Genomic DNA, 18,222 nt, shown 5'->3' on the forward strand with positions numbered 1-18,222 from the left:
CTTACCCACAGGCCGAGATCACGTCGCGCAACGTGTTCCTGGTGTCCGCATCATCGGTCAGGGGAACGACGATCGTGGTCTCGCAGGCCTTTTCGAGGCTGATGCCGCATCCGATCAGTCGGCCGGCATTGACCAGCATCCGGGTCGAGGCACCTTCGTCGAGCCCCTGGCCTTTCAGGTTGCGGCTGTGCTGGGCGATCTTCACCAGGAGATCGGCGAGGTTCGGCTCGATACCGGCTTCGCGCGACACCACCTCGGTTTCGGCCGGCCGATCAGGATAGCCGAAATCCAGCGCCGCGAAGCGCTGCTTGGTGGATTCCTTGAGGTCCTTGATCGCGCTCTGGTAGCCCGGATTGTAGGAAATCACGAGCTGGAAGTCGGAATGGGCGTGGATCAATTCACCGCGCTTTTCCAGCGGCAGCACACGACGATCGTCGGTCAAGGGATGGATCACGACCGTCGTGTCCTGGCGCGCCTCGACGATCTCGTCGAGGTAACAGATCGCGCCAAGGCGCACCGCTGTGGTGAGCGGCCCGTCGCTCCACACCGTGCCCTCTGCGTCGAGCAGCCAGCGCCCCACCAGATCCGCCGCCGTCATGTCCTCGTGGCAGGCCACCGTGATCAGCGGGCGGCCGAGCCGCCACGCCATATATTCGATGAAGCGGGTCTTGCCGCAGCCGGTGGGCCCTTTCAGCATCACCGGCATGCGGTTGGCATAGGCCGCACCGAACAGTTCGACCTCATCCTTGAGCGGCCGGTAAAACGGCTCTTCCCGGATGCGGTATTGATCAAGCAGCAAAGCGGGATTGGACAAGCTCACGCCTCCCATGATCGCGCAGGCAGCCGTTCGCAACCGGTCGATATCACGATGCGAGCAGCTCCTTGAGCTTGCTGTCGATGAAGTCGACATCGACCGGATTGGTCCCCGGCCCGCCGGCGAAGTGGCCCCAGATCGACGGTACCGGCACGAACTTGGCGTTCGGCATGTTCTCGACCTCGAACTCGCTATCCTCCGGCGGGAAATAGAGATCGGTCTGACCCGGCATGACATAGGCCTTGGCCTTGATCGCCCGCAGCGCGGCCTTGAAGTCGCCGTTGTAGATTTCGTTGTCGCTGATGTCGCCGTGCTGCCAGGTCCACAGCATGGTCAGCAGGTTGTTGGGATCCTTGGGCAGGAAGAAGCCTTCCCAGAACGCCACCAGGAAATCCTCCAGCGACGAATAGCCCAGCGTCTTGATGTCGAGTTGCTCGCGATAGAAGGCCTGTGAAAAGCCCCAGCCGGCATAGACACGCGCGGCGGCGCGCAGGCCGCGGGCCGGCTTGTCGGTGTACCAGCCCTCCTTCCACGCAGCATCCGCGGTGAGTGCCGCCTTGACGCCTTCGAGAAACACGAAGTTGTGCCGCGAGCATTTGGCCGAGCCGCAGAACGGCGCCAGGAGATCCATCATATCGGGATAGAGCGCGCCCCAATGGAACGTCTGCAGCGCGCCCATCGACCAGCCGACCACCAGACGGATGTGCTTGATGCCGAATTTCTCGGTCACCAGCCGGTGCTGGGCGCGCACATTGTCATAGGCCGTCACCTGCGGAAAACGCGGTCCATTATACGGTTCCGGCGTGTTGCTCGGCGACGACGACAGCCCGTTGCCGAGCATGTTCGGGATGATGATGAAGTACTTTGCCGGGTCGAGCGCCCTGCCCGGTCCGATCAGCCATTCATTGTCGTAGTGCTGGCCGGAGTACCAGGTCGGATAGACGATGACGTTGTCCTTGGCTGCGTTGAGCTGGCCATAGGTCTTGTAGGCGAGCTTGCAGTCGCGAATGGTCGCGCCGCGCTGCAAGGTCAAATTGCCGAGATCATGGATCTGATAGTCGACGCTCATTGATGTACCCTTCTTGCTTGATCGAGCTGATCGCTTACGCCGGACGCGCCACCTTTTCAGTCGGAGACTCCACCCGTGCGATCGCACCGTACACGATGCCTGCGACCACCGCGGCGGAGATCGCAGTGGACAGTCCCGGCATCAGGTTTTCAACCGCAAAGGCAAACAGCGACCCGATGCCCCAGGCGATGAACGGCTTCGCACGCCAGTCGACGTCCGCACGCGCCTCGGCCCGTAGCAGATACTGATCGACCAGAATGATCGCACCGATCGGCGGCACGAGGATGCCGAGCAGCGACAGCCACTGTATGAAGAACGCCCAGACATTGCCGGCAGCAACCAGGATGCCAAGCGCGCCGAGCACCACCGCCATCAGCCGCATATTGGTCCCGAGGATGCGCGACCAGCCGGTGGCCGCGTTGTACAGGCAATGCGAGCAGACCGAGCCGAGATTGGCATAGAGGAAGATGAATGCGAGGATGCTGAGCCAGGTGAGCTGCTTGCCGTTCATGTAGCCGAACATGTTGTCGACACCGAACGGGTTGGCGTTCGGCACGGCGAGCGCCGCCGTCATCACGCCGCCGACCAGCATCGCGACCAGATTGGCGAACGGAAACGCGCTGAACGTGGCAAACAGCGAGGACCGCGTGCTCGGCGCCCAGCGATTGAAGTCCGCCGTCACCGTGCCTGCGTCGATGAACAGCGCGAGCACCACGGTAAGCCCGACGCCCATCGACATGCTGGCGACGCCATTGTTGCCGGCATAGCCGAAGATCGCCGCTGACGTCGTGGTCGAGGCGGCATCGGCCGCGACCCAGAGGCCAAGCACGACAAACAGCGGCACCGACGCCAGCCCGATCCAGTGCAATCCCTTCACGCCGACGAAGGTGATCCCGATATAGAGCACGCCGGCGACGATGGTCATCGCCACATAGTTGAGGCCGTAGGTCGAGGAGATCAATGCGCCGGTGATGCCGGTCTGCACCGCATACCAGCCGAGCAGCAGGGTCGACAGCAGGCCCGACGCCAGCACGTAGCCCTTCTTTCCGAACACGATGCTGGCGATCAGCGCGAAGTTCATGCCGCGCCGGGTGCCGATCAGGCCGAGCGCGCCCACATAGGCGAACATGATCAAATTGCCGACGATCATCGCCACCAGTGCATTCTTGAACCCCATGCCCAGCACCAACAGCGATCCGGTCATCGCGCCGGTGATGATCATCGGAAAGCCCAGCCACACCATCGTGACCGAGAAGGCGCTGCGCCGGGCGCTCATCGGCACCGGCTCGTGCTCGAATTCATGGCCGAGAAGGTCGTCGATCTGCCCTTCGGTCTGCTGAACCAGCCCGCTATTCGATTGACCGCTCATGATGTCCCCCTGTTTCCTCCGCGAGGAAGTGTCCGCCGTTGCATCGAACCACGCCGGCGCGAAACATCGCGCCGGCGCCGATCATCGATGTCACTCAACGATGTGCGACTTTCTGGTTCGGAATGCCCTCGATCGGGCATTCGTCGGTTCCGACGGTCGGACGGGTCATGGCCTCGACCATTTCCCGGGTGCCCTCGGGGTCCGTGATCCAGTTCTTGTAGAAGGTGTAGGGGCAGACCGCGTGCCCCCGATCGCCGTCGCCGGAGTTGATCAGGCCGGTATAGCCGCGGTGCATCAGCTTGAAGAGATGGTTCTGCGACTGCATGTTGCGGCGGGCGTCGCGGATCAGCGACACCGAGAGCTGCGCGTACTGGATGCCGTTCTCCTCCGTGCCGCACTCGCCGAGCGTCCTTCCGTCGAAACCGATGAGCGCGGAATGGCCGAAGTAGGAATAGACGCCGTCGAAGCCAGAGGCGTTGGCGACCGCGACGTAGCAGTTGTTGGCCCAGGCCATCGACTTCGATATCTGGATCTGCTGCTCCTTGGCCGGATACATGTAGCCCTGGCAGCGCACGATCAGCTCGGCACCGCGCATCGCGCAGTCACGCCAGATCTCCGGATAGTTGCCGTCGTCGCAGATGATCAGGCTGATCTTCAGCCCCTTCGGCCCGTCCGAGACGTAGGTGCAATCGCCGGGATACCAGCCCTCGATCGGTACCCACGGCATGATCTTGCGGTACTTCTGGACGATCTCGCCCTTGTCGTTCATCAGGATCAGGGTGTTGTACGGCGCCTTGTTGGGATGCTCCTCGTGGCGCTCGCCGGTCAGCGAGAACACACCCCAGACCTTCGCTTTGCGGCAGGCGTCCGCGAAGATGCGGGTCTCCTCGCCCGGCACGGACGACGCCGTCTCGTACATCTCCTTGGAGTCGTACATGATGCCGTGGGTCGAGTATTCCGGGAATATCACGAGGTCCATGCCCGGAAGGCCGAGTTTCATGCCCTCGACCATCTTGGCGATGTTGCGCGCGTTATCCAGCACCTCGGCCTTGGTGTGCAGGCGCGGCATCTTGTAGTTCACCACGGCAACGCCGACCGTGTCCTTGCTGCTCGATATGTCTCCATGCAACATGTCTCGACTCCCTTTCCTGAGCGATAATTCCCGCTACACGGCCATGTGCAGCTGGATGAGATCATCGGTGAGCTCACCGATCGCGCCCTTGGCGACGACGCGTCCCTTTTCGAGCAGCGCGAAGCGGTGAGACGCGCGCCGCGCGAACGCGACATTCTGTTCGACCAGCACGACCGTGATGCCGCGCTCGCGATTGAGACTGACGATCACGTCCTCGATCTGCTCGACGATGTTCGGCTGGATGCCCTCGGTCGGCTCGTCCAGCAGGATGACCTTGGGCTTGGCCAGCAGCGCCCGCGCGATCGCAAGCTGCTGCTGCTGGCCGCCGGAGAGATTGCCGCCATAGCGATTGAGAAAGTCCTTGAGTACCGGAAACAGCTCGAGCACCCACTCCTCGATGCCGTTGGCAGATCTCGCGGCAAAGGTCCCGAGCGTCAGGTTTTCCCGCACAGTGAACTTCGGCAAAATCCCGCGGCCCTGCGGCACGTAGGCAATACCGGCCTTGGCGCGCTGATAGGTCCGCAGCGGCGAGATGTCGGCACCGTCGAGCGATAGCCGTCCGGTGCACCGGTCCATCAGGCCGAGGATGCTTCGCATCAGCGTGGTCTTGCCGACGCCGTTGCGGCCGAGCACCGAGAGGAATTCGCCATTGCCAACCATCAGGTTGATGCCCTGCAGGGCGCGGCTGTTGCCGTAGAAGGCGTCGACGTCGGTCAGCTCAAGCATGGCTGATGCCTCCCGATCCGAGATAGGCGCGGCGCACTTCCGGATGCGCCTCGACTTCTGCCGCGGTGCCCTCGGCCAGCATCTGGCCCATATGCATCACGGAGATGATGTCGCCGATCGCCTTGACGAAGCCCATGTCGTGCTCGACCACGATCAGCGTGTGCTTGCCCTTCAGCCGTGCGAACAGTTCGGCGGTCTTGCGGGTTTCCTGCGCCGTCATGCCCGCGGTAGGCTCGTCCATCAGGATCAGCTCGGCGTCCTGGGCGACCAGCATGCCGATCTCCAGCCACTGGGTCTGACCGTGCGACAGATAGGCGGCCGGCCGGTCGAGCTGCTCGGTGAGCCCGACCAGCTCGGCCAGACGCTCGACCTGCTCGCGTCCTGAATTGCCGATGTTCCAGCGCAAATTGCCAAGCACGGAGGTGCGACGCGCCCGCGCCACTTCGAGGTTCTCGGAGACCGACAGCTCGCGGAACACGCTCGGCACCTGGAATTTGCGGCCGACGCCGGCGCGGGCGATTTCGTATTCCTCAAGATCCTGCAGCGCGGTGCCATCGAAGCTCACCGTGCCGGCGCTCGGCTTGACCTTGCCGCAGATGATGTCCAGCGCGGTGGTCTTGCCCGCGCCGTTCGGCCCGATCAGGCAGCGCAGCTCGCCCTTGCGCACGCTCATGTTGAGTGAATTGAGCGCCTTGAAACCGTTGAAGCTGACCGACACGTCGCGGAGATCGAGATGGGAGCTCATGTGCTGCCCTCCGTCTGGCCGACGCCTTGCGCCACCCCGCCCGCGGCCGCATGGCGGCGCTGCACGATCCAGCGCAGCACGACCTGCGCAAGGCCGGCGAGCCCCTTCGGCAAAAACAGCACCACGAGCACGAACAGCGCGCCCATCACCAGCGTCCAGGTTTCCAGGAACGCCGCTGACTCCGACAGCGCGCCCTGCATGCCCGCCACCAGCACTGCGCCAAGGAACGCACCGACCAGGCTCTGCCGGCCGCCGACCGCGCACCACACCACCACCGAAAGAGAGAGCTGCACGCCGAGGAAGGTCGGCGAGGCAAACTCCATCACCACCGTGTAGAGCATGCCGGCAAGGCCCGCGATCGCCGCCGACAGCGCGAACACGAAGATCTGGTAGAGCGCGACGTCGTAGCCGAAGTAGCGCACCCTGCTCTCATGGTCGCGGATCGCCTGCACGATCAGTCCGGCCTTGGTTCTCGTGAAGGCAAAGGCGACAAGCAGGCTGAGCAGGACACAGCTGGCCACGAGATAATAGGTAGCCCGGCCATAGGCATCGAACGCGACGCCGAAGATCTCGAGCTGGGCGAGATCGGTGATGCCGTTGAAGCCGCCGGTGTAGCTCTGCTGGTCGATGATCACGAGATTGATCACCACCATGGTGGCGAGCGTGATGATCGAGACATAGACGCCGGTGACGCGGCCCCGGAACATGAACCAGCCGAGCGCCGCCGCAACCAGCGCCGGCACGATCAGGCCCGCGGCGATCGCGAAGGTCAGCGAGCGGAACGGCTCCCAGAACCACGGCAAATGCTGGACATTATTCCAGACCATGAAGTCCGGCAGTCCGCTCGCTCCGGTATGCACCGGCACGGTCTTGAGCTTGAGCGCCATTGCCATGGCGTAGGAGCCGAGCCCGAAGCTCATCGCCTGGCCGAGATTCAGGATGCCGCCGAATCCCCAGGACAGCCCGAGCGACACCGTGAGGATGCCCAGCACCAGATAACGCGCGACCTTGTTGAGCAGGAAGTCGTTGTTGAGCATCACCGGCAGCGCGAACACCACGGCGCAGACGATCAGCAGAGGCGCAAGCTGCGCGATCAGGCGCTGCAATCCGCTGGAGTTAGAAACATGCGACGGCATAGATGAGCGATCTGTCTCAGGCCCGCACGCGTGCGGTGAAAAGCCCCTCGGGGCGGAAACGGATGAGCACGACGATGGCGAGCAGCACGATTGCCTTGGCCACCGTGTCGTTCTGCAGGAAGGCAATGCCGCCGGAGAGCTCGCCGAGGATGAAGGCGCTCGCCACGGTGCCGGCGAGGCTCTGCACGCCGCCGAGCACCACCACCATGAAGGCATCGACCACATAGCCGGTGCCCATATCGGGCGACACGCTCTTCAGCGGCGACACCAGCGCGCCAGCCAGTCCCGCAAGGCCCGCACCGTAGGCGAAGGTCAGCGCATAGACCCGTTTGGCGTTGATTCCGAACGAGGCAGCGACGGAACGGTCCTGGATGATCGCGCGTAGCTTCATTCCGACCGTGGTGCGGTTCATCAGCAACCAGGTCGCCACGAACAGTGCGATCGACACCACGAACAGGAACACCCGATAGGACGATACCGAGATGCCGAACACGTCCATGCTGTCGGACAGCGCCGGCGGCAGCTGCACGTAGCGCAGTTCGCTGCCGACCATCAGCCGCACCGCCTGCTGCAGCATGATGCCGACGCCCCAGGTCGCAAGGATCGTGTCCAGCGGCCGGTTGTTGAGCAGGCTCAGGACGTAACGCTCAATGACCCAGCCGAACGCGGCGACCACGAAGAAGATCGGCACCAGGCTCGCGAGCAGGCCGAGCCCGAGATAGGTATGGAACACCCAGGCCGCGTAAGCGCCCAGCATCACGAACTCGCCATGGGCGAGATTGATGATGCCCATCGAGCCGTAGATGATCGACAGGCCCAGCGCGACCAGCAGCAGGATCGATCCGATGCTGAGGCCGGTGACGATTTGTTCGATGAATTGGTCCACGTCGGGATCCGCTTTCGATGTTCGCGTTGTGCGCCCTGCCCCTCGCCCCCGTTCGTGCGAGAGGCAGCATTCGTTTCGGGACGCTGGCAGCCGGCGCCGCACGCCGACGGCCTTCGTCAGCCCCCGTCGTCAGCTCTTCTCGACCAAGCCCTTCTCGGTGCATGACTGTCCGGGATAGGCCGCGTAAGGCACCGGCTTCAGCCACTCCTTGGCCTCGACGAGAATCTCGAACTGTCCGTTCGACTTCGCCTGCGCGATCTTGGGCCACAGCCAGGTGTGCAGGTTCTCCGGCTCGATCCGGACCTTGCCCTGCGGTGCAATCACTTCCTGGCCCTTGACCGCGTCGCGGATGTTCGGCGGCGTGAGATCGCTGGTCGCGAGCTTCTCGACCGCCTGCTTGAACAGGTAGGTCTGGAAGTAGCAGGCCTCCGACACGAAATGCGTCACCTTGTCGGCGCCCCAACGCTTCTTGTAAGCCTCGACGAACTTCTCGTTCTCCGGCGACTTGTGCACCATGAAGTAAGGCGCCGAGGTGAAGTGACCGGCGGCCGCCTCGCCGCCCATCGCAGCGACTTCGTTCTCGGAGGTCGTGAGACTCGCCATCGGCATCTTCTCGGGATCGAGGCCGGCCGCCTTGTACTGACGATGCAGCGCGACCACGGAATCGCCGACCACGGTGGAAAAGATCACGTTCGGCTGAGTCGAGCGGATCTTGTTGATGACGGAAGAGAATTCGGAATGGCCGAGCGGCACATATTCTTCCGCCACGACCTCGCCGCCGAGTTTCTCAAGCAGCTTCTTGCAGTAGTTGTTCTCTTCCTTCGGATAGATGTAGTTGGAGCCGATCAGGTAGAACTTCTTGCCGAACTTCTTGACCAGCCAGGGCACGAACTCGTCCTGCTGCTGGTTCGGCACCGCGCCGGTGTAGATGACGTTCTTCGAGCACTCCCGGCCTTCATAGAGCGTCGGATACCAATAGAGATTGTTCTGCCGCTCGAACACCGGGAGCACCGCCTTGCGGCTTGCCGAGGTGTAGGAACCGAACACACTGACGCACTTATCGCCGACGACGAGCTTGCGAGCCTTCTCCGAGAAGGTCGCCGGATCGGACGCGGGGTCCTCGACGATCGGCACGATCTTGCTGCCCTTGATGCCGCCTGCGGCGTTGATCTCCTCGATGGCGAGCAGCGTCGCCTTGTTGAGCGATTCCTCGATGATCGCGGTCGTTCCCGTCAGCGAGAACAGCACGCCGACCTTGATCTCGCCGCCGGCGGCGTAAGCGAGGTCGGCGTTCTTGATCCAGATGTGCGGCAGTCCGGCGCCGGCAAACGCGCCCAGCGCCGCGGTATTCCTCAGCAAAGTCCGCCGTGAAATGCTCATCCCTAGCTCCCTTCAGGACTGAAAAAACAAAAAGCCCTCCCGATGCGCGCTTACGCGAGCATTGGGAGGGCTTTGTTGCCGGTTGTGTCGAAGGCGGCGCTGTCGCCGCCGGCCCCGCTATTGGGGCTTACTGTTGATGATCGTAGCCAAGCAGTTCGAACGAGTCAACAATCGCCGCGGCGACTGCACTTGCCGACACGCGACGATCCATCGCCTGTCGTCTGATGAAGCCATAGGCTTCGGTTTCCGGCATCTGCCGCGTCGCCATCAGGATCGCCTTGGCGCGCTCCACCGTGCGCATCGAGCGCAGATTGTCATCGAGCTTCTCGATCTTGCTGCGAAGCCGCCGTTCGTAACCAAATTGACTGCGCGCCAGCACGAGGCTCGACAACACGGCATTTTGCGTGAACGGCCGCGGCAGCACGGCGTTCGGCGTCGCATGACACAGCGCATCGGCGTGAACGGTTTCCGTCACCGGCAGGATCACAACCAGCGCCGAGCGCGCGTCGCCGGGAATCCACGGCAGGCGCCGCGCCAGGTCAGGAGAATATTCGCAGTACACCACGTCGGCATCGGCGGGCACGCTCTCGGGCATCGGCCAGACCTGCCGCACCCGCATCCGGAACCGCTGCAACTCGCGCAGCAACATGCCGACCTGATCGTCGACCGGCGCGACCACCACCGCCGACAGGTCGGCAAGTTCCTGAACCATGGTCTTGCGTCCGCCGACGTCTCGGCTCAGCGACGGCTTACGCGACATTTCGTTCATTGGACGCTTCCTGTTTGCGTTGCACGACCATATCCGATCAGGAACGGATCCGCATGCACCGGCTCCTTCGATTGGCTGACGACATCGAACTGCCCCTGGCGGTTGGCGCGCCCGATGCGGGTCCAGAGGTCGGTATGACCCGACATCGGGTTGACGGTGACGGCACCTTGCGGTGCATCAAAGCTGGTGCCGAACACCATCGAGCGGAGCACTTCGGTGTCGAGTGAATTGACCTGCTCGAGCGCTTTCGCGAACAAATGCAGCTGGAAATAGGATGCTTCGGCGCACATGTTGGTTGAGATATCGGCGCCGAACCGCTTCTTGAAGCGCTGCACAAACGCATTATTAGCGCTGCCCTCGACGCCCTGGAAATACGATGCGGCCGTGACGTGTCCCTCGCCGACGTCGAAGCCCATGGCGGCAATTTCCGCTTCCGTCGTGGTCAGGCTGGCGATCGGCACCTGCTTTGGATCGAGCCCGACATTCGCATAGGCCTGATAAAGGAACACCGTGCCCTCGCCAACGACGGTCGAGAAGATCACGTCGGGCCTGACACGCTTGATATCCTGGATGATCGGCACAAAATCCTGCCAGCGCGCGTAAACATTGACATAGCGCTCGCCGACCACCGAGCCGCCGTTGCTCTTGAGCAGCTCCCGCATCACCCGGTTGGACTCGCGCGGATAGATGTAGTCGGACCCCACGAAATAGAACCGCGTTCCGAACGTATCCATCAAATAGCGGCACAGCGCGAGGCTGTTCTGGTTCGGCGACGCGCCGGTGTAGATGACGTTGGGCGACGCCTCGAACCCTTCGTAAAGCGTCGGATACCAGAGCAGACCGTTCAGCCGTTCGACTACCGGCAGCACCGCCTTGCGGCTCGACGAGGTGTAGCAGCCGAAGATCGTGCTGACCTGATCCTCGATCATCAGCCGCTTGGCGTAATGACCATAGGCGGCAGAGTCCGATCCGGGGTCATAGGCAACGGGAACCAGCTCGCGGCCGCAGACGCCGCCCGCTTCATTCACCTCTTCGATCGCGAGTTGCGTGCCCTGATACTGGGTCTCCTCGATGACCGACATGAAGCCGGTTCGCGAGAACAGCACTCCTATCCGCCACGGAGCGGATGTCGTTTGGGTAAGGTTCGACATGATCAGGCCCTCGACAGAATTGGAGGGACGAGAGGGATTATTGTTCTTGTTGCTCTCGAACAGCATTGCCGGCTGCGGAAGATTGCATGCCATCTGCCGCGAGACAAGGACCCTGGCCGCTCATCCTGTCAGCGAAGGTGACGCGAAAGCAGGCAGGCTAATGTGTCACCCGCGACGGGTCACAGGCGCAGCGCTCCACGGACCACCTATCTCCGGTAGCTGCACCGCCGATTTCCCGTATCAAGGCATGTCCGGCCGGTCACCTCGCGTACATCAACCGGAAGGTTGAGAGCTGCAACGGGATTGCTCGTTAAGCTGCGCCCCGGTCGGGAGATGCCGCAACTCCCGATCGAGGAGGTCCCATCAGCGCAGGCTAGGCAGATCGAGCCGGTTGGCGCGCGCGCATTCGACCGCCGTGTCATAGCCGGCGTCGGCGTGGCGCATCACGCCTGTCGCCGGGTCGTTCCATAGCACACGCTCGAGCCGGCGCGCGGCCTCCGGCGTGCCGTCAGCGACGATCACCATGCCGGCGTGCTGCGAATAGCCGATGCCGACGCCGCCGCCGTGATGCAGCGACACCCAGGTGGCGCCGCTCGCGCAGTTGAGCAGTGCATTGAGCAGCGGCCAGTCGGACACCGCGTCGGAGCCGTCGCGCATCGCCTCGGTCTCGCGGTTCGGGCTCGCCACCGAGCCGCTGTCGAGATGATCGCGGCCGATCACGATCGGCGCCTTGAGCTCGCCGCGCGCCACCATCTCGTTGAAGGCAAGGCCAAGCCGATGGCGGTCGCCGAGCCCGACCCAGCAAATTCGCGCAGGCAGTCCCTGAAACTTGATGCGCGCCTTGGCCATGTCGAGCCAGTTGTGCAGGTGGCTGTCGTTGGGCATCAGCTCCTTGACCTTGGCATCGGTCTTGAAGATGTCCTCGGGATCGCCCGACAGCGCCGCCCAGCGGAACGGCCCGACGCCGCGGCAGAACAGCGGACGGATATAGGCCGGAACGAAGCCTGGAAAATCGAACGCCTGCTTCAGGCCCATGTCCTTGGCCATCTGGCGGATGTTGTTGCCGTAATCGAGCGTCGGGATTCCCTGCGCGTGAAAATCCAGCATGGCCTGGACGTGATCGACCATCGAGGTCTTGGCTGCCGTCTCAACGGCCTTCGGGTCGCCCGCGCGTTTGGCATCCCAATCGGCGAGTGTCCATCCCTTCGGCAAATAACCGTTGATCGGATCATGCGCGCTGGTCTGGTCGGTGACGATGTCCGGGCGCACGCCGCGGTGCACCAGTTCGGGAAAGATCTCGGCCGCATTGCCGAGCAGGCCGACCGACACCGGCTTCTGGCTCTTGACCGCCTCAGCAATGATCGCGAGCGCGTCATCGAGCGTCGCCGCCTGGCGGTCGAGGTAGCCCGTCCGCAGCCGCATCTCGATGCGGCTCGGCTGGCATTCGACCGCGAGCATCGAGGCGCCGGCCATCGTCGCGGCCAGCGGCTGGGCACCGCCCATGCCGCCGAGGCCCGCCGTCAGGATCCATTTGCCGGCGAGACTGCCGCCATAATGCCGGCGGCCGACCTCGACGAACGTCTCATAGGTCCCCTGCACGATGCCCTGGCTGCCGATATAGATCCATGAGCCTGCCGTCATCTGGCCGAACATCATCAGGCCCTGCCGGTCGAGCTCGTTGAAATGATCGAGCGTTGCCCAATGCGGCACCAGGTTGGAATTCGCGATCAGTACGCGCGGCGCGTCGGCATGGGTCCGGAAAATGCCGACCGGCTTGCCGGACTGCACCAGCAGGGTCTGGTCGCCTTCGAGCTTGCGCAAGGACGCGGCAATCCGATCAAAGCTCTCCCAGTCGCGCGCCGCACGGCCGATGCCGCCATAAACCACGAGCTCGCTCGGGCGCTCGGCGACATCAGGGTCCAGATTGTTCATCAGCATGCGCAGCGGTGCTTCCGTCAGCCAGCTCTTGGCGCTGATGTCGGTGCCGCGGGGAGCACGGATGATGCGTTCGTTATCCAGTCGGCGGTTCATGACGGATGTTCCTGCTAAGCAAGTCTTCTAAGTCAGTCTTGGAAATGGATCGGTCGGAAGCACCGCGATCGCAGCGGCGGGCAGCGCGTCGGCTTCGATCAGAGCGGCCGCCCTGGCGAGATCGTCAGCCATGTAGCGGTCGGCGGCGAGCGCCGGAACCTGCTCTCGGAGCGCGGCAATGACCGCAGCGAGCGGCGCGCTCGTTGAATGCGGCGCGCGCAGCGTGATGCCCTGCGCCGCGACCAGCAGCTCGATGCCGAGGATGGCGGCGAGATTGTCGGCCATGTCGGACAGCCGGCGCGCAGCATGCGCGGCCATCGAGACGTGATCCTCCTGATTGGCGCTGGTCGGCGTGGAATCGATCGAGCACGGCAAGGCGCGCTGCTTGTTCTCGGCATAAAGCGCCGCCGCCGTCACCTCGGCGATCATGAAGCCGGAATTGATGCCGGGTTCGGGCGTCAGGAACGGCGGCAGGCCGAAGTTCAGGGCGGGATCGACGAGGGTCGCGATCCGGCGCTCGCTGGTCGCGCCGATTTCCGCGAGCGCCAGCGCGATCTGGTCGGCGGCGAACGCCACCGGCTCGGCGTGGAAATTGCCGCCTGACACGATTTCGCCGGTCTCGACCAGGACGAGTGGATTGTCGGTGACGGCATTGGCCTCAACGGTCAGCCCGCGGGCGGCTTGCGCGAGCAGGTCGAGCACAGCACCCGCGACCTGCGGCTGGCAGCGCAGGCAATAGGGATCCTGCACGCGCTCGTCGCCTTCGAGATGCGATTGCCTGATGTCGCTGCCGTCAAGCAGCGCGGTCAGGGCGGCGGCCGCAGCGATCTGCCCGTCATGGCCACGCAAAGATTGAATCTCGGGACGAAACGGCACCGTCGACGCCATCGCCGCATCGACCGACAGCGCACCGGTCACCAGCGCGGCGCACGCCAGGCGATGCGCACGCAGCAGACCGGAGATGGCGTAGGCGGAGGAAAACTGCGTGCCGTTGATCAGCGCGAGCCCCTCCTTCGGGCCGAGCGTCAACGGCGCGAGGCCGGCAACCGCAAGCGCTTCGCGGCCCGGCACGACTTTGCCATCAAGGATTGCCTGTCCCTCCCCGATCATGACCGCGGTCATGTGAGCGAGCGGCGCGAGATCGCCGGAGGCACCGACCGAGCCCTGCTGCGGCACCAGCGGATAAACGCCGCGCGCCAGCATGCCCTGCAACTGCTCGATCACCTCGCGGCGCACGCCGGATGCGCCGCGACCGAGCGAAATCACTTTCAACGCCATCATCAAACGCACGATCGGCTCGGGCGTGTTCTGACCGACTCCACAGCAGTGCGACAAGATGAGGTTGCGCTGAAGCAGCGCGGTTTGATCGGGCGCAATGCGCGTCGATGCCAGCTTCCCGAAACCGGTATTGATGCCGTAGACGGGAACGTCGATATGCGCCGCCTTCGCCACGATCTCCGCGGCCGCCTCGACGCGCGGCCAGCACGATAGATCGAGCATGATGGGCGCGCCCGCGAGCACGCGCACCAGGACGTCGAGGCCGACGGTTCCGGGCGTCACGACGACAGGCGCATCCCGATCGCTCATTGCCCCCTCCACACCCGGCTGTGCAGCGGGTTGAAGCCGATGCGGTAGACCAGTTCGGCCGGACGCTCGATGTCCCAGATCGCCAGATCGCACCACTTGCCGGCCTCTAACGTACCGGTCTCGGCGAGCATGCCGAGCGCGCGCGCCCCTTCCCGCGTCACCCCTGTGAGGCATTCGGCGACCGTCATCCGGAACAGCGTTGCGCCCATGTTCATCGCCAGCAGGAGCGAGGTGAGCGGCGAGCTGCCAGGATTGCAATCGGTCGCCAGCGCCATGTTCACACCGTGGCTACGGAACAGCTCGACCGGCGGCTTGTGCGTTTCACGAATGAAATAGAACGCGCCGGGCAGCAGGACCGCGACGGTGCCGGCCTTCGCCATCGCCACCGCGCCGGCTTCGTCGGTGTGCTCGAGATGATCGGCCGAGAGCGCCGAGAATTTCGCGGCCAGCGCCGCGCCGCCGAGATTGGACAGCTGATCCGCATGCAGCTTGACCGGCAGTCCGAGCGCACGCGCCGCCTCGAACACCCGTGCCGTCTGCTCTCCGGAAAACGCGATCCCCTCCATGAAGCCGTCGACGGCATCGGCGAGGCCGGCCTTGGCCACGGCCGGCAGCATCTCGTTGCAGACCAGATCGATGTAACCGTCCTTGTCGCCATTGGCCTCCAGCGGCAGCGCATGCGCTCCGAGGAAAGAGGTGCGGATCGCGACCTGCCGCAGGCGGGCGAGGCTGCGTGCCGCCGCAAGCTGTCGCATCTCGGTCTCGGCATTGAGGCCATAGCCGGACTTGATCTCGACGGTGGTTGCGCCCTCGCCGATCAGCGCGTCGAGCCGCGGCAGCGCGCCGGCGACGAGCTCCGCCTCGGTCGCCTTGCGCGTCGCCGCAACGGTCGAGACGATGCCGCCGCCGGCGCGCGCGATCTCCTCATAGCTCGCGCCCTTCAGGCGCAGCTCGAACTCGTGCGCGCGGTTGCCGCCGAAGACGAGATGGGTGTGGCAATCGACGAGCCCAGGCGTGATCCAGCGGCCGGCACAATCGATCCGATCAACGGCGTCCGCATCCACAGGAAAGTCCGACTGCACGCCGGCATAGACGATGCGGCCGTCGCGCGCCGCGATCAGGCCCCGCTCGATCTCGCCGAGATCAGTGCGGTCGCTGCGCATCGTGGCGAGCCGGGCGTTGTGCCAGATACGGTCGAAGCGCTCTGCCATGCGATCGTCCCCTCGAGGTGGGATGCTTGACTTATATGTCTAGACATATAATCGTGTCCGGGTTCTGTCCAGCCGGCGTGGAAAAATGACACGACTGCATTTCGCATTCGCGCTGCTGCCTTCGGGCTGGGCCAATGACGTGCAGGTCGTCGTTGTCGATGGCGCGATCGCCTCGGTGACGGCGGGCGTTGCGCCTGGCGCCGGCGACGAACGTCACCAAATGGCGGTTCCGGGATTGGCGAGCCTGCACAGCCACGCCTTTCAGCGCGGCATGGCCGGCCTTGCCGAACTGCGCGGCGACACGACCGATACGTTCTGGACCTGGCGTGAGACGATGTATCGCTTCGCGCTGACCATGACGCCGGACGACGTCACAGCCGTCGCGACCCTGCTCTATGTCGAGATGCTCGAGCGCGGCTTTACCCGTGTCGGCGAGTTTCACTATCTGCATCATGATCGAGACGGCGCGCCCTACGCCAATCTCGCCGAGATGGCCATACGCATCGCAGAGGCCGCCGACGCCTCCGGCATCGGGCTCACGCTGCTGCCAAGTTTCTATGCTCACAGCACGTTCGGCGGCGCCGCACCGCATGCCGGGCAACGTCGCTTCATCTGCTCGGTCGATCAGTTCGCCGCGCTGATGGCCGCCTCGCGCGAGGCAATCCGAAAACTTCCCGGCGCCAACATCGGCATCGCTCCGCATAGCCTGCGCGCCGTGGCGCCGGATGAGCTGGCGGCGATCATCCCGCTTGCCGGGGCGGACCCGATCCACATCCACGCCGCCGAACAGGTGCGCGAGGTGGAGGATTGCCTTGCCTGGTCAGGACAGCGGCCGGTGCAATGGCTGCTCGAACATGCGCCCGTCGATCAGCGCTGGTGCCTCATTCACGCGACCCACATGACGGAGCAGGAAGTCAATGCACTCGCCGGCAGCGGCGCGGTTGCCGGCCTTTGCCCCGTCACCGAAGCAAGTCTCGGCGACGGCATCTTTTCGGCGCGCGAATTCCTCGCCGCGGGCGGCCGGTTCGGCATCGGCACCGATTCCAATGTGCTGGTCGGCGTCGCCGACGAGCTGCGCCAGCTCGAATACGGTCAGCGGCTGAAACACCGCGAGCGCAATGTACTCTCGGGGCGTCCCGGCACATCCACCGGCCGCGCCCTGTTCGACCAGGCGCTCGCTGGCGGCGCGCAGGCTCTGGCACAGACCAAGGCCGGGCTTGCGCCCGGCGCGCGCGCCGACATCGTCAGCCTCGACACCGCGCATCCGTCCCTCGCGGGACGGTCGGGCGATGCGGTTCTCGACGGCTGGCTGTTTGCAACCGGCAGCGACGCGATCGATTGCGTCTGGGCCGCCGGCGACAAGGTGGTGGCGGGCGGACGGCATCGGCTGCGCGACAAGGCGCGCGAGCAGTTCAATGCAAGCGTGCGGAGGCTCGTCGCATGAGCCTCGCCTCCGACCAGGCCAAGCCCGGCGCGGCGAACAAGCCGACACTCTACAAGCGCATCCGGCTCGACATCGAGACGCGGATCCTGACCGGCGAATGGCCGCCCGGGCATCGCATCCCGTTCGAGCACCAGCTGATGGCGCGCTATCGCTGCTCGCGCATGACGGTGAACAAGGCGTTGTCGGAACTGGCGCAGGCCGACCTGATCGAGCGGCGGCGCCGTGCCGGCACCTTCGTGCGCCGTCCGCAGCATCTGTCGGCGGTGCTCAAGATCGCCGACATCCGCGCCGAGATCACCGCGCTCGGCCGCAGCTACGGCTATCATCTGATCGAATGCCGGCGCCGTACCGCGACATCGGCCGATCGCGCCCGGCTCGGCGTCAGCACGGCCGGCAAGATAGTCGCGATCGCCTGCCGGCACAGCGCCGACAATGTGCCGTTCGCCGTCGAGGACAGGCTGATCGATCTCTCCACGGTCCCGGAAGCTGCAACCGCGGACTTCGCCCGCGAACCGCCGGGATCATGGCTGCTGCACCATGTGCCGTGGACCGAAGCCGAGCATACCATCAGCGCCGTCGTCGCCGACGACCGCACGGCAAAGGCGCTCGACATCGCGGTCGGCGCGCCCTGCCTCGTGATCGACCGCTACACCTGGCGCAGCGCACGCACGGTGACGGCGGTGCGGCTGCATTATCCAGGCGAGACGCATCGGCTGGTGGCCCGCTTCAAGGGAGGCTGAGGACAGCTTGCGCGGCATATTTCATGCAATGC

16 protein-coding genes are annotated in these 18,222 nt (G+C 64.5%); 2 read left to right on the top strand and 14 right to left on the bottom strand.

Features of this window, described 5'->3' with window-relative positions; genetic code table 11:
* Position 1: 1 nt before the first annotated feature.
* The 14 genes from ACVWZM_RS02885 to hutI all read right to left on the bottom strand — a co-directional run bounded on the left by ACVWZM_RS02885 (position 2) and on the right by hutI (position 16,006).
* Positions 2-829, bottom strand: a complete 828-nt coding sequence (locus ACVWZM_RS02885) for an AAA family ATPase (RefSeq protein ID WP_456851787.1) — start codon at positions 827-829, stop codon at positions 2-4.
* A 34-nt stretch (positions 830-863) separates the two neighbouring features.
* Positions 864-1,883: an alpha/beta fold hydrolase gene (locus tag ACVWZM_RS02890; protein WP_057015925.1), complete on the bottom strand. Its 1,020-nt coding sequence runs from the start codon at positions 1,881-1,883 to the stop codon at positions 864-866.
* A 34-nt stretch (positions 1,884-1,917) separates the two neighbouring features.
* Complete coding sequence (locus ACVWZM_RS02895; protein WP_225647403.1) at positions 1,918-3,252, bottom strand: purine-cytosine permease family protein; 1,335 nt, start codon at positions 3,250-3,252, stop codon at positions 1,918-1,920.
* Between the two features lie 94 nt (positions 3,253-3,346).
* Positions 3,347-4,384, bottom strand: coding sequence for an aliphatic amidase (locus ACVWZM_RS02900; RefSeq protein ID WP_028331418.1), 1,038 nt, complete (start codon positions 4,382-4,384; stop codon positions 3,347-3,349).
* 33 nt (positions 4,385-4,417) lie between these two features.
* A complete protein-coding gene (gene urtE / locus ACVWZM_RS02905) occupies positions 4,418-5,110 on the bottom strand; it encodes an urea ABC transporter ATP-binding subunit UrtE (protein ID WP_057015923.1) in 693 nt (230 codons plus the stop codon).
* A complete protein-coding gene (gene urtD, locus ACVWZM_RS02910) occupies positions 5,103-5,855 on the bottom strand; it encodes an urea ABC transporter ATP-binding protein UrtD (RefSeq protein WP_253624090.1) in 753 nt (250 codons plus the stop codon). The genes urtE and urtD overlap by 8 nt, the downstream gene beginning before the upstream one ends.
* Positions 5,852-6,991 (bottom strand): urea ABC transporter permease subunit UrtC, encoded by a 1,140-nt coding sequence (gene urtC, locus ACVWZM_RS02915; protein WP_057015921.1) that lies wholly within the window; start codon positions 6,989-6,991, stop codon positions 5,852-5,854. Before urtC ends, urtD begins: the two co-directional genes overlap by 4 nt.
* Before the next feature lie 16 nt (positions 6,992-7,007).
* Positions 7,008-7,877, bottom strand: coding sequence for an urea ABC transporter permease subunit UrtB (gene urtB / locus ACVWZM_RS02920; protein ID WP_057015920.1), 870 nt, complete (start codon positions 7,875-7,877; stop codon positions 7,008-7,010).
* Positions 7,878-8,006: 129 nt separating this feature from the next.
* On the bottom strand, positions 8,007-9,257 hold the full coding sequence (locus ACVWZM_RS02925) for a transporter substrate-binding domain-containing protein (RefSeq protein WP_057015919.1): 1,251 nt from the start codon (positions 9,255-9,257) through the stop codon (positions 8,007-8,009).
* 127 nt (positions 9,258-9,384) lie between these two features.
* The gene (locus ACVWZM_RS02930; RefSeq protein ID WP_456827289.1) at positions 9,385-10,026 is read right to left on the bottom strand and encodes an ANTAR domain-containing response regulator; all 642 of its coding nucleotides are present in this window, start codon (positions 10,024-10,026) and stop codon (positions 9,385-9,387) included.
* Positions 10,023-11,177, bottom strand: coding sequence for a transporter substrate-binding domain-containing protein (locus tag ACVWZM_RS02935; RefSeq protein ID WP_028331424.1), 1,155 nt, complete (start codon positions 11,175-11,177; stop codon positions 10,023-10,025). The genes ACVWZM_RS02930 and ACVWZM_RS02935 overlap by 4 nt, the downstream gene beginning before the upstream one ends.
* Positions 11,178-11,540: 363 nt before the next feature.
* Complete coding sequence (hutU, locus tag ACVWZM_RS02940; protein ID WP_456851790.1) at positions 11,541-13,208, bottom strand: urocanate hydratase; 1,668 nt, start codon at positions 13,206-13,208, stop codon at positions 11,541-11,543.
* Between the two features lie 27 nt (positions 13,209-13,235).
* Positions 13,236-14,795, bottom strand: a complete 1,560-nt coding sequence (hutH, locus tag ACVWZM_RS02945) for a histidine ammonia-lyase (protein ID WP_456851792.1) — start codon at positions 14,793-14,795, stop codon at positions 13,236-13,238.
* The gene (gene hutI / locus ACVWZM_RS02950; RefSeq protein WP_057015915.1) at positions 14,792-16,006 is read right to left on the bottom strand and encodes an imidazolonepropionase; all 1,215 of its coding nucleotides are present in this window, start codon (positions 16,004-16,006) and stop codon (positions 14,792-14,794) included. The genes hutH and hutI overlap by 4 nt, the downstream gene beginning before the upstream one ends.
* A gap of 85 nt (positions 16,007-16,091) precedes the next feature.
* Between hutI and ACVWZM_RS02955 the strand changes: the two genes are divergently transcribed.
* On the top strand, positions 16,092-17,450 hold the full coding sequence (locus ACVWZM_RS02955; protein ID WP_456851795.1) for a formimidoylglutamate deiminase: 1,359 nt from the start codon (positions 16,092-16,094) through the stop codon (positions 17,448-17,450).
* Positions 17,447-18,190 carry a histidine utilization repressor gene (gene hutC / locus ACVWZM_RS02960; RefSeq protein WP_456851797.1) on the top strand — a complete coding sequence of 248 codons (744 nt, stop codon included), beginning with the start codon at positions 17,447-17,449 and terminating at the stop codon, positions 18,188-18,190. The genes ACVWZM_RS02955 and hutC overlap by 4 nt, the downstream gene beginning before the upstream one ends.
* Positions 18,191-18,222: the final 32 nt, after the last annotated feature.

The organism is Bradyrhizobium sp. USDA 4501, from assembly GCF_054062115.1.